Source organism: Salinivibrio sp. PR932 (assembly GCF_001996125.1).
Lineage (GTDB): Bacteria > Pseudomonadota > Gammaproteobacteria > Enterobacterales > Vibrionaceae > Salinivibrio > Salinivibrio proteolyticus.
Genome location: NZ_MUFM01000015.1, coordinates 36,753 through 49,765, shown reverse-complemented (window position 1 = coordinate 49,765; position 13,013 = coordinate 36,753). Strand labels below are relative to the sequence as shown.

Genomic DNA, 13,013 nt, shown 5'->3' with positions numbered 1-13,013 from the left:
GATGTCATAATCAATGCTCTAGGATACTAATCAAAAGGAGCGGCTAGGTGGACAATCAACAACATAAAACACCCATGCCACGTGTCGCGATGCTGTCGACGGGTGAAGAAGTTTTGCTTGGCGATATCACAGATACCAATGCGGCTTGGCTGTCCCGCATGCTGTACGAAAATGGATTTGCGATGTCTCGGCGGGTCACTGTCGGGGATGAGCTTGATGAGATGGCGGTTGAGCTTGTTCGGCTATCTCAAACCGAGGATGTGGTGATTGTGAATGGCGGGTTAGGGCCAACTACTGATGATTTGACCACGGCAGCGATGGCGTCGGCGATGGGCGTAGAGCTGACACTCAATGAAACCTGGCTGGATGAATTAAAGCAGCGCTACGAGCGTCATGGCCGTCCTATGGCGCAAAGCAACCTAAAACAAGCCATGCTCCCCGATGGCGCTCGCCTCATTGACAACCCTAATGGCACTGCCTGTGGCTTTTATTGCCAGTTAAATGGCTGTCATTTCTATTTTACACCTGGGGTGCCTTCAGAATTTTTCTGCATGGTAGAGCAGCAGATTCTGCCTGAATTAAGCCACAACTATGCACCCAGTGCGCGTTCTTGTTACCGTTTGTTCACATTTGGCTTGTCCGAATCGGGGATCAGCGATGCCATGGCATCTGTTTCGTTGCCTGACGATGTGACGCTGGGTTATCGCTCGAGTCTGCCGTTTATTGAAGTGAAACTCTTCATGGCTGACGATCATCCCGATAAAGAGCAGCTCATTGATGCGGTGCAATCATGCCTTGGCGATCATGTTGTCAGTTGCAACCAAGCGATGGTGCAAGCGCTGGCCGCCGATCTCAATCGTCAAGGTGCGGTATTAAAGGTGGTGGAGCAATTTACGGGCGGATGGTTAGCCAGCACGTTAAACGGTCAAGCTGCACACTTGGTCGAGCAAGGCTGGGTCATGTCAAATGCGCATGTGCCCGAACAAGCCGTTGCCAACCCGCTCGCTGCCTCATTAGCCATGGCCAGCGCGGCCATTGCACAAGGCCAGCATCAAATTGGTTTAGCATGTGGTCCTGAGCTTCATGGACAAATTTGCGTGGCGATTTCCACCCCCGAGGGAGAGTGGGGACAGCGACTAAGCTTTAAACGCCATTTCTCCCATGACAACGCCCGCTGTTATATGGCGACGGTATTGCTGGACATGTTAAGGCGTTATCTTCATGGGCAGCCGGTGATTGCCGATTACGCATCATTAGCGCGCCATGATGACATTTTTATTGATGCTGAGACGATTGCTTAAATCGGTGCCTGTTGGGCGCTAAGGTGAGAGGAGTAGTGGGCGTAGGCTCACTACTCATTAACGACTTTTGCTTTAGCTGCGGGCTGGTATTCAAATTCAATTGACACATCGGTCTGTGGCGCACTTTGGCAAGTAAGAATTTCGCCGGGACGAACAAATGCCATCGCGTCTTCTTGTTTGACCGAACCTTGTTGCAATTGACAACGGCACGCACCGCACATGCCATTGCGGCATTGATATTCGGGTTGAATACCGGCTTGCTCAAGTTGTTCAAGCAAACTTTGGTGGGTGTTGCCACCCACCTTGATACCGTTCACTTCAATCGTGATTCGGGTCATAGCTCGAAGTCACCAAAGTCTTCAACGCTCACTTCGTTATCGATTTGACCCACGAGGTATGAGCTAATTTCGGCTTCTTGCGGTGCAACCTGCACATTGTCGGAAGATAGCCACGCATTGATCCATGGAATCGGGTTTTGGGTGGCGTTATCGTATGCAGGGGCAAGGCCGACTGCCGACATACGCAAGTTGGTGATGTATTCAACGTACTGGCAAAGAATGTCTTTGTTCAAGCCAATCATAGAACCATCACGGAACAGGTATTCTGCCCAGTCTTTCTCTTGCTCGGCGGCGTCTTTGAAGAGATCAAAACACTCTTGCTCGCACTCTTTGGCAATCTCAGCCATTTCTGGATCGTCCTGCCCGCTACGCAAAATATTCAGCATGTGCTGGGTGCCTGTAAGGTGAAGCGCCTCATCACGGGCAATAAATTTGATGATTTTGGCGTTGCCTTCCATCAGTTCACGCTCCGCAAAGGCGAATGAACAAGCAAAGCTGACGTAGAAACGAATCGCTTCGAGTGCATTCACTGACATCAGGCACAGGTACAGCTTACGTTTTAACGCACGCAGGCTTAAGCTGATGGTTTTGCCATTAATAGTATGGGTGCCTTCCCCTAACTGGTGGTAGTAGTTAGTGGTTTGAATGAGGTCGTCATAGTATTGCGCAATATCGTTGGCGCGCTTCTGGATGTGCTCATTCATCACAATATCATCGAATACAATCGCCGGATCAGCAACGATATTACGGATAATGTGGGTGTATGAGCGTGAGTGGATGGTTTCTGAGAAACTCCACGTCTCAATCCAAGTTTCCAGTTCAGGAATCGACACCAAAGGCAGCAAGGCGACGTTCGGGCTACGGCCTTGGATAGAATCGAGCAGCGTTTGATACTTCAAGTTACTGATGAAAATATGCTTTTCATGCTCAGGCAACTTGTTGTAATCAATGCGGTCACTTGACACGTCAACTTCTTCTGGGCGCCAAAAGAAAGAAAGCTGTTTTTCGATCAGCTTTTCAAAAATTTCATATTTTTGTTGGTCGTAACGCGCCACGTTGACCGATTGGCCAAAGAACATTGGCTCTTTCAATGGGTCGTTGTTGACTTTAGAAAACGTACTGTAAGTCATGAATCCTATTAACCTCTAGAAAAGGGCCCGCAGGCCCTTACCCCAATTTGTTAGATCTTACATGCACCGCCGGCGCAATCATCTTCTGCTTGCGCAGCGCTTAGATCCGATTGACCATCGCTCGCACCATCACGGGTGTTGTGATAGTACAGGGTTTTAACCCCGAGTTTATAAGCGGTGAGCAGGTCTTTGAGTAGTTGGTTCATTGGAACTTTACCACTTTGATGACGGCTCGGATCATAATTGGTGTTGGCGGAAATCGCCTGATCGACGAATTTTTGCATGATACCGACTAACTGTAAGTAGCCATCATTACTACCAATGTTCCAGAGCAGCTCGTAGTTATTCTTGTATTTATGGAATTCCGGCACGACCTGCTTGAGGATACCGTCCTTCGATGCTTTTACCGATACGTAACCACGAGGTGGCTCAATGCCATTGGTGGCATTTGAGATTTGTGATGACGTCTCTGATGGCATCAAGGCGGTCAATGTTGAGTTACGTAAGCCATACGTTTGAATGTCTTTACGCAGCGTCTCCCAATCTAAGTGCAGAGGCTCGTCACAGATACCATCCAGATCTTTCTTGTAGGTATCAATTGGCAGAATACCTTGCGAATAGGTAGTCTCGTTAAACGCAGGGCACGCGCCTTTCTCTTTTGCAAGCTCAACAGAGGCGCGAAGCAAGTGATACTGAATCGCTTCAAAGGTGCGGTGAGTCAGACCGTTTGCGCTGCCATCGGAATAACGTACGCCATGCTTCGCTAGGTAGTAAGCAAAGTTAATCACACCGACACCCAAGGTACGGCGGTTCATGGTCGCTTTACGTGCTGCCGGTAGCGGGTAGTCTTGGTAATCAAGCAGGGCATCCAGTGCACGGATGGTCAGATCGGCCAACTCGCTAAGCTCGTCCAGTGACTCCAGCGCACCCAAGTTAAATGCCGAGAGGGTACACAGCGCAATTTCACCGTTTTCGTCTTCAACATTGTTGAGTGGCTTGGTCGGCAGTGCAATTTCCAAACACAGGTTGGACTGACGAATTGGCGCCACAGACGCATCGAATGGGCTGTGCGTATTACAGTGATCCACGTTTTGGATATAGATACGACCGGTTGATGCGCGCTCTTGCATCATTAGAGAGAAAAGATCGACAGCTTTGACCGTTTCACGCTGAATAGAGGCATCCGCTTCATACTGGGTGTACAGACGCTCAAACTTCTCTTGGTCTTCGAAGAAAGCATCATACAGTCCCGGCACATCAGACGGCGAGAACAAGGAGATGTTGCCACCTTTGAGTAGGCGGGTGTACATCAGTTTGTTGATCTGCACACCGTAATCCATGTGACGCACACGGTTTTCTTCGACACCACGGTTATTTTTCAATACCAGCAGGGATTCAACTTCACGGTGCCAAATAGGGTAGAACAAGGTGGCTGCACCACCGCGCACACCGCCTTGCGAACAGCATTTAACAGCAGTTTGGAAATATTTATAAAACGGAATACAACCCGTATGGAAAGCTTCACCTCCACGAATTGGGCTACCCAACGCGCGGATACGGCCGGCATTGATACCAATCCCCGCTCGCTGAGATACGTAGCGAACAATGGCGCTAGAGGTCGCGTTGATCGAGTCTAGGCTATCGTCGCACTCGATCAGTACACACGAGCTAAACTGGCGCGTTGGTGTGCGTACCCCAGACATAATTGGCGTAGGCAATGAGATCTTGAACTGAGAAACCGCATCATAGAAACGACGGATATAATCAAGGCGCGTTTCTTTTGGATAGGCAGCGAACAAGCACGCAGCAACCATCATATACAGGAACTGGGCGCTCTCGTAGATTTCACCGGTCACACGGTTTTGAACCAAGTACTTGCCTTCCAGCTGTTTCACGGCTGCGTATGAGAAGTTCATATCGCGCCAGTGGTCGATATAGCTGTCTAGGGTGTCGAGCTCGTCTTCGCTGTAGTCTTCGAGAATGTGGGCATCATATTTACCCTTCTCAACCATGTTTTTCACATGCTTCACGAGCGTGGGCGGCTCGAACTGTCCGTACGCTTTTTTACGCAGGTGGAACACCGCTAGGCGAGCAGCAAGGTATTGATAGTCTGGGCTTTCTTCTGAAATCAGGTCCGCTGCAGCTTTAATGATCGTCTCATGAATGTCTTCAGTACGCATGCCATCGTAAAACTGGATGTGAGAGCGCATCTCGACGAGAGAAACGGAGACGTTGGTGAGGCCTTCTGCAGCCCAAGTAACAACGCGATGGATTTTATCGAGGTTTAAATTTTCTTTGCGTCCATCACGCTTGAGTACGGTTATTTCTTGGTTCATTTTGTGTGCTTTCCCAATATTTCCTTGCCAAACTGCTATTTTCGCAAGATTTTATAAAATGCCTGATGATTTTTTGGTCGGCCTCTATGCGGACGTTGCGTCGCTCATACACTATATATAGGGGTCGGCTTGTCGATGCGTTACAAGATAGTGATATAACCGCGATATTGCAAGAGAGCGACACGCTGATGAGGTGTGGATATCTTGGGGATGTTATAACGCAAGTTAGTAATCACCAACCTAGCGTTCCAAGTGCGCCAAGATTAGCGAGAATTTCAATCGTTGAAACAGTAAAAAGGCCAAGAAAAAAAATTTATTTTGATTGATCTTGGGCTCGAACAGTGATCCGATTTAACTGATTGAAAAGGCAACAAACCCCACGGTTTGTGGGGTGTGATTAGGATCCAATAAAGGCACTGAGATGGTGTGGTGTGGCGAAAATATGATCTGCTTCCCATTTACTGATTACATCATCACCACCTGTGTATCCCCACGCGGCGACCGCGGCACCCATATTGGCCGCACGCGCGGCTAACATGTCATTTTCAATATCTCCGACATAGAAGCAGTGCTCTGGTGCACAATTAAGCGTTTTCGCTGCCTCGAGAAGCGGCAATGGGTGAGGCTTGGCGTGCGCGTAAGTGTCAGCCCCGACAATAACCTGTGCCTGCTGCAGGCGTGGAAAAAAGGTTAACAGCTGATGGGTGAGCCCTTCAGGTTTATTGGTGACAATGCCCCACGAGATGGCCTGATGTTCTAACAAGTCGAGGAGTGCTTCGATACCTTCGTACAAGGTCGTCCCCGAACAAATCGCTTGGCCGTAATGATGCAGAAAACGGGCCCGCAAGGCGATGGGATCTTGCTCTTTGGCTTTATCACCAAACCCTGCGGTCAGTAAGCCGCGCGCTCCATGACTGGTATGGCGGTAGATTTGCTCTTGGCTAAGAGGGGGTAAGTTGTACTCTGCGAGCACGCGGTTCGCCGCCATGCCCATATCCGGCGCGGTATCTAGCAGCGTGCCATCGAGATCAAACAAAACCGTTGCGGGAGTGGTCATACAATGCCTCAACTCTTTAAGCGGGGTTGACAGTGTGGAGCAAATAATTCACGTCGACATTGGCGTTGGATAACTTATAGATGCCGGTTAATGGGTTGTAGTGTAAGCCGGTCATACCACGCGCTTGGAGGGCTGTGGTATCGACCATCGCCATCAGTTCAGAGGGACGAATAAACTTATGATGGTCGTGAGTGCCTTTCGGTACCAGTTTGAGCAGGTGCTCGGCGCCCACGATGGCAAATAGCCACGACTTGGTATTGCGGTTGAGCGTCGAAAAAAAAACATGACCGCCAGGTTTGACCATGTTCGCACACGCCTGGATCACTGAGGCAGGTTCTGGCACGTGTTCTAGCATCTCCATGCAGGTCACCACATCGTACTGGCCGGCGTAGCTGTTAGCGTGTTCTTCGGCGGTCGACTGAATGTATTGTACGTCAATACCGGATTCAAGCGCATGCAAGCGTGCAACGGTCAGTGGCTCTTTGCCCATATCGAGTCCCGTGACCTCGGCGCCTTCGCGAGCCATGCTTTCGGCAAGAATGCCTCCGCCGCAGCCAACGTCTAACACCTTTTTACCAAACAGGCCGCCGGATTTTTCTATCACGTACTGCAAGCGTAGCGGGTTGATTTGGTGGAGGGGTTTAAACTCACCTTCCAAATCCCACCAGCGTGATGCCATGTCTTCAAACTTTTGAATTTCTGCCGGGTCAACGTTAGCTACGTGGCTCATAAATACAGCTTCCTTATTGGTTTTGCTGCATTATATACCCAAATGCTGTGTAGTTGCAGCTCGGGAACGCGTGGAACAAAGGAAGTGTAATTGGTGGTATTGGGCACGCAAAAGGGCGCTGCAGGATAAGCGAGCTTAGTGGTCCCGCCAAGTGTCGGTGAGCGATAAACGCGGCTCGCCAGCCCGGCCGCGTGATATAGTGGTTACAAGGTTGCAGTCATCATTGCACTGACAGCAATGATGCACGCTAACATGTATTTACCGGCAATCAAGCACATTCCGATAGCATTCACGATACGAGTCAGCATGCTGCTTACTCCTTAGTCGAACGTGTCGACAACAATCCTTTCTACGCGTCGTATGTCACGCATTCTCACGATTTAAGTATGGGCCAAGATGGCTGAAACGACAGCAAATAGGAAGCGATAAAGGATGAAGATGACGCTGCAATACGGTAAATAGAAAAAGTAAATAAGCGCTGAGGACGTTTCTGGGCTTTTATTTTTAATTCTTGATAGCCAGACACGGAAGTGATGGGTTTTTACCCGCATAGACGCGTTGAGAGGCTTTTCTAACGAGATCTATGATACATCTTAGCCATATTCACGTGTCTAGCGAGTGGGTTTGTGTTATCCTCCGTGGTCACGTATTTGAATACGCAAACATTATTTGAGGGATGTTGGCTCCATGAGCGATCTTGCTAAAGAGATCACGCCAGTCAATATCGAAGAGGAGCTGAAAAGCTCGTATCTCGACTATGCAATGTCTGTCATTGTTGGCCGAGCTCTTCCTGACGTGCGTGATGGCCTAAAGCCAGTACACCGCCGCGTTTTATTCGCGATGAATGTACTTGGCAACGACTGGAACAAGCCATATAAAAAATCGGCCCGTGTGGTCGGTGACGTAATCGGTAAATACCACCCACACGGTGATAGCGCGGTTTACGACACTATTGTTCGTATGGCGCAGCCTTTCTCACTGCGTTATATGCTGGTGGATGGCCAAGGTAACTTTGGCTCCATTGATGGTGACTCGGCCGCGGCGATGCGTTACACCGAAGTGCGCATGGCAAAAATTGCCCATGAACTCCTCGCGGATCTAGATAAAGAAACAGTGGACTACGTACCTAACTATGACGGTACGGAGCAAATCCCTGATGTATTACCGACGCGCGTGCCTAACTTGTTAGTGAATGGCGCCTCTGGTATCGCGGTGGGGATGGCAACCAACATCCCACCTCATAACATCACCGAAGTGATCAACGGCTGTCTGGCGTATATCGATAACGAAGATATCACCATTGATGAGCTGATGGAGCACATTCCGGGTCCTGATTTCCCGACCGCGGCGATGATCAACGGCCGTAAAGGCATCGAAGATGCTTATAAGACCGGCCGAGGCAAAATCTATTTACGTGCGAAGGCGGAGATCGAAGCGGATAAACATGGTAAAGAAACCATTGTTGTCAATGAGATCCCGTATCAAGTTAACAAAGCGCGCCTGATTGAAAAGATTGCTGAGCTTGTCAAAGATAAGAAAATTGAGGGCATTTCAGCACTGCGTGACGAGTCAGATAAAGACGGGATGCGGATTGTGATCGAATGCCGCCGCGACGCGGTGGCAGAAGTCGTTCTCAACAACCTGTATGCCCAGACTCAGTTGCAAACGTCGTTTGGTATCAACATGGTGGCGCTGGATAACAACCAGCCAAAACTCTTCAACATCAAAGGGATGTTGGAGTGTTTTGTCAATCACCGCCGTGAAGTGGTCACTCGTCGTACCGTGTATGAATTACGCAAAGCGCGTGAGCGTGCACACATCCTTGAAGGTCTAGCGGTTGCGCTGGCTAACATCGATGAAGTGATCGAGCTTATTCGCCGAGCGCCGACCCCAGCAGTTGCCAAACAAGAGCTACAAGCGCAAGGCTGGAGCTTAGGTGGGGTGTCTGCCATGTTGGAAGCGGCGGGTGTTGACTCCGCACGCCCTGAGTGGTTAGCGCCTGAGTTTGGTGCACGTGATGACGGCTCCTACTATCTGACTGAGCAACAAGCGCAAGCGATTCTGGATTTGCGTCTGCATAAGCTGACTGGGCTCGAGCACGACAAGATCCTTGATGAATACAAATCGCTGCTGGAACAAATTGCCGAATTAATGCATATCTTGGCCAGCACCGAGCGTTTGATGGAAGTGATCCGCGAAGAGCTTGAGGCGATTCGTGATAGTTATGGCGATAAGCGCCTGACCGAGATCACGGCGGCAAGCGCTGACATTGATATCGAAGATCTGATCAACGAAGAAGATGTCATCGTGACATGGTCACACGAGGGATATGTGAAATATCAAGCCTTGAGTGACTATGAAGCGCAGCGTCGCGGTGGTAAAGGTAAATCAGCCACGCGCATGAAAGATGAAGATTTCATTGAGCGTCTGTTGGTCGCAAATACGCACGACACCATCTTGTGCTTCTCGACACGTGGCCGCATGTACTGGTTGAAAGTGTATCAACTGCCACATGCGTCGCGTAACGCACGCGGTAAACCGATCGTCAACTTGCTGCCATTGGAAGACGACGAGCGGATCACCACTATTCTGCCGGTTCGTGAATATGCAGAAGACAAATACGTCTTTATGGCAACCGCACACGGTACCGTGAAGAAAACCCCGCTGACTGACTTTAGCCGTCCACGTAGCGCGGGCATTATCGCTGTGAACCTGCGTGAAGGTGATAGCCTTATCGGAGCACAGCTGACCGATGATAACAGCGAAGTCATGCTGTTCTCGCAATTCGGTAAAGTAGTGCGCTTTGTGGCGTCTAACGAGACAGTACGGGCAATGGGCCGTACCGCGGCAGGTGTCCGCGGGATTCAGCTCGCAGAGAAAGACCAAGTTGTTTCCCTGATTGTGCCGCAGTCGGATGGTGACATCCTGACGGTGACGGAGAACGGCTTTGGTAAACGCACGGCGCTGGAAGAATATCCAACGAAGAGCCGTGCGACCAAGGGTGTGGTCTCGATTAAAGTCTCTGAGCGGAATGGTGACGTTGTCGGTGCCATCCAGGTCTGCACCGGTGATGAACTGATGTTAATCACCAATGCCGGTACGCTGGTACGTACCCGCGCGGAAGAAGTTAGCCAAGTGGGCCGTAATACCCAAGGCGTACGACTGATCCGCGTCAGTGATGATGAAAAAGTGGTTGGTCTTCAGCGTATCGAAGAGCCGGATGAAGAGGAAATGGAAGCACTGGCTAACGAAGCGGCGGCAAATGCCAATGCAACCAGTGACGCACCAGCCTCTGAGACCAGCTCTGAGGACAATGATGACACACCGAGTGAGACGGATAGCGATCAAGACGCTTAAGTCCTCGTGTTGCAATCATAAAACAAGAAAAGGGTGCAGTGATCTGCGCCCTTTTTTACGCGCTATATTTCCAAAGCCCATGCAAACGTGTTAAATCAGTAGCTACGCCTTTTAACGATGTATCTTCGTCATAACGTGAGATACGTCTTGCAGATAAAAAACAGCAGGAGCCCCTCCACAACATGGACAAGGTATACAATTTTTCTGCCGGACCCGCGATGCTTCCCCGCGAGGTAATGCTAAAAGCACAAAAAGAATTCACCAATTGGAACGGTCTTGGTACCTCGGTGATGGAAATTTCTCATCGCAGTAAAGAGTTTTTAGCCATTGCTCGTCAATCAGAGCAAGATTTACGTGAACTACTGGTGATCCCAGACAATTATCACATTCTCTTTTGCCAAGGTGGTGCACGCGCGCAGTTTGCGGCGGTACCTATGAACTTACTGGGTAACAACACCATTGCTGACTATGTCGATGGCGGTTACTGGGCGACGAGTGCCGTCAAAGAGGCCAAGCGCTACTGCACTCCCAATGTGATCAATGTGACTCGCGAGCGTGATGGTAAACGCGCTATCTTGCCGGCAAACGAGTGGTTGTTAAGTGATGATGCCGCATACGTGCATTTTTGCCCCAATGAAACCATTGATGGGATTGAAATCACGGATCTGCCGGAAACCAACAAACCCATCGTGGCAGATATGTCATCGAACATTCTCTCTCGCCCGATAGATGTGTCCAAGTATGGCGTGATCTATGCGGGGGCGCAGAAGAATATCGGTCCGGCGGGGCTGACCTTGGTGATTGTGCGTGATGATTTATTACACCTTGCTAAAGATGTGTTGCCGAGTGTGTTGAACTACAAAGTCTTGGCCGAGAAAGAATCCATGTTCAATACACCACCTACCTTTGCTTGGTATCTGGCAGCAGAAGTCTTTAAATGGCTGAAAAAGAGAGGGGGCGTTGAGGCTATTTATGCGCACAATCAGCAGAAAGCGGCGCTGTTGTACGATTGCATCGATAACTCTTCTTTCTATCGCAATGATGTTCACCCAGATAATCGCTCACTGATGAATGTGCCCTTCCAACTCGCTAACAGTGAGCTGGACGACACCTTCCTCGCCGAAGCGATGGAGCATGGATTGCACGCGCTGAAAGGGCATCGAGATGTCGGAGGAATGCGCGCGTCAATCTATAACGCAATGTCCCTTGAAGGGGTTCAGGCATTAGTCGGCTTCATGGTGAAGTTTGAGAAAAAATACGCCTAACGCGGTGTAAAACGGTTTGCGTCCCAGCCGCTTTTTGCGTTTGGGACGTTTTTGTTTCTACTTTGATAAAAATAATAATTGTGAGATGGCTTGTATTTTGGTTACTCTGGTTGCACAAAGCATCACGGAAATTAAACCAGAATGGAGCAACTGACACTTTCCCCGATCTCTCATATCGATGGTCACATCAACCTTCCCGGCTCAAAGAGTGTATCTAATCGCGCTTTACTGCTGGCCGCGCTAGCATCCGGCACGACGCGCTTAACCAACCTGCTCAACAGTGACGATGTGCGTCATATGCTCAATGCATTTACTGACTTAGGCGTGTCTTATCAGCTGTCTGACGATCGCACTGAGTGTGTTGTGGAAGGGTTGGGACACGCCTTTCATACCCAAGCGCCACTGGAGCTGTTTTTAGGTAATGCCGGTACGGCCATGCGCCCATTAACGGCCGCGCTGTGTTTGGGTGAAGGCGAGATCACTCTAACCGGTGAGCCGCGTATGAAAGAGCGTCCCATTGGCCACCTTGTTGAGGCACTCAATGCCATAGGGGCAGAGGTTCGCTATTTAGAGAGCGAGGGTTACCCACCATTACATATTAAAGGTACGGGGCTCGCTGGCGGCGATGTCAGTATCGATGGCAGTATTTCTAGCCAATTCTTAACCGCCCTGTTGATGGCTGCGCCGTTAGCGCGTGAAGAAACGCGGATCACCATCAAAGGCGACTTGGTATCTAAACCCTATATTGATATTACCTTGGCGATCATGGCTCAGTTTGGCGTCGAGGTACATAACGATAACTATCAGCGGTTTGTGGTTCCGGCGGGGCAACGTTATCAATCGCCAGGCCATCTGATGGTAGAAGGCGATGCGTCATCGGCCTCTTACTTCCTCGCGGCCGCGGCCATTAAAGGCGGTGCCGTGAAGGTCACCGGTATTGGTCGTCATAGTGTGCAAGGTGATATCCAATTTGCCGATGCGTTGGCGGCAATGGGCGCTGACATCGAGTGGGGCGATGATTACGTCATTGCACGCAAAGGCGAGCTTCATGGTGTGGACATGGACTTCAACCACATCCCTGACGCTGCCATGACCATTGGGGTAGCGGCGCTGTTTGCCAAAGGCCCCACGCGTATTCGTAACGTTTATAATTGGCGAGTAAAAGAAACCGACCGCTTACATGCGATGGCAACCGAGTTGAAAAAAGTGGGGGCGGTGGTCGAAGAGGGAGATGATTACCTTTACATTGAACCGCCTCAGCAGCTGACTCATGCGGCGATTGATACCTATGACGATCACCGGATGGCGATGTGCTTCTCGCTGGTGGCGTTGAGCGACACGCCAGTCACCATTAATGACCCGGGTTGTACTTCAAAAACGTTCCCAGACTACTTTGAAAAACTCGCCGCCATTAGCCGGTCTTGAATATCCCACCGCCATACGTACGGATAAACTGACGGTGGCGGTGATTTCCTCCTCGCTTTCTTCTATAATAAGCG

The 13,013-nt window shown here is 50.0% G+C and carries 9 protein-coding genes; 4 read left to right on the top strand and 5 right to left on the bottom strand.

Annotation, left to right across the window (positions count from 1 at the left end; all coding sequences use genetic code 11):
• The first annotated feature begins 47 nt into the window (after nucleotides 1–47).
• The gene (locus BZG84_RS09265; protein WP_241825772.1) at nucleotides 48–1,301 is read left to right on the top strand and encodes a CinA family nicotinamide mononucleotide deamidase-related protein; all 1,254 of its coding nucleotides are present in this window, start codon (nucleotides 48–50) and stop codon (nucleotides 1,299–1,301) included.
• 50 nt (nucleotides 1,302–1,351) lie between these two features.
• Here the strand turns inward: BZG84_RS09265 and yfaE are convergent, their stop codons facing one another.
• The 5 genes from yfaE to ubiG all read right to left on the bottom strand — a co-directional run bounded on the left by yfaE (nucleotide 1,352) and on the right by ubiG (nucleotide 6,892).
• The gene (yfaE, locus tag BZG84_RS09260) at nucleotides 1,352–1,639 is read right to left on the bottom strand and encodes a class I ribonucleotide reductase maintenance protein YfaE (protein ID WP_077480740.1); all 288 of its coding nucleotides are present in this window, start codon (nucleotides 1,637–1,639) and stop codon (nucleotides 1,352–1,354) included.
• Entirely contained in the window at nucleotides 1,636–2,769 is a 1,134-nt protein-coding gene (gene nrdB, locus BZG84_RS09255; RefSeq protein ID WP_069588853.1) for a class Ia ribonucleoside-diphosphate reductase subunit beta, read from the bottom strand. Before nrdB ends, yfaE begins: the two co-directional genes overlap by 4 nt.
• A gap of 50 nt (nucleotides 2,770–2,819) precedes the next feature.
• Nucleotides 2,820–5,105, bottom strand: a complete 2,286-nt coding sequence (nrdA, locus tag BZG84_RS09250) for a class 1a ribonucleoside-diphosphate reductase subunit alpha (RefSeq protein WP_077480738.1) — start codon at nucleotides 5,103–5,105, stop codon at nucleotides 2,820–2,822.
• Between the two features lie 397 nt (nucleotides 5,106–5,502).
• Nucleotides 5,503–6,162: a phosphoglycolate phosphatase gene (gph, locus tag BZG84_RS09245; RefSeq protein ID WP_077480736.1), complete on the bottom strand. Its 660-nt coding sequence runs from the start codon at nucleotides 6,160–6,162 to the stop codon at nucleotides 5,503–5,505.
• Between the two features lie 16 nt (nucleotides 6,163–6,178).
• Entirely contained in the window at nucleotides 6,179–6,892 is a 714-nt protein-coding gene (gene ubiG, locus BZG84_RS09240; protein WP_077480734.1) for a bifunctional 2-polyprenyl-6-hydroxyphenol methylase/3-demethylubiquinol 3-O-methyltransferase UbiG, read from the bottom strand.
• Between the two features lie 687 nt (nucleotides 6,893–7,579).
• Between ubiG and gyrA the strand changes: the two genes are divergently transcribed.
• The 3 genes from gyrA to aroA all read left to right on the top strand — a co-directional run bounded on the left by gyrA (nucleotide 7,580) and on the right by aroA (nucleotide 12,939).
• Nucleotides 7,580–10,249 carry a DNA topoisomerase (ATP-hydrolyzing) subunit A gene (gene gyrA / locus BZG84_RS09235; protein ID WP_077480732.1) on the top strand — a complete coding sequence of 890 codons (2,670 nt, stop codon included), beginning with the start codon at nucleotides 7,580–7,582 and terminating at the stop codon, nucleotides 10,247–10,249.
• 182 nt (nucleotides 10,250–10,431) lie between these two features.
• Nucleotides 10,432–11,514, top strand: coding sequence for a 3-phosphoserine/phosphohydroxythreonine transaminase (gene serC / locus BZG84_RS09230; RefSeq protein WP_077480730.1), 1,083 nt, complete (start codon nucleotides 10,432–10,434; stop codon nucleotides 11,512–11,514).
• A gap of 141 nt (nucleotides 11,515–11,655) precedes the next feature.
• Nucleotides 11,656–12,939: a 3-phosphoshikimate 1-carboxyvinyltransferase gene (gene aroA / locus BZG84_RS09225; RefSeq protein ID WP_077480728.1), complete on the top strand. Its 1,284-nt coding sequence runs from the start codon at nucleotides 11,656–11,658 to the stop codon at nucleotides 12,937–12,939.
• Nucleotides 12,940–13,013: the final 74 nt, after the last annotated feature.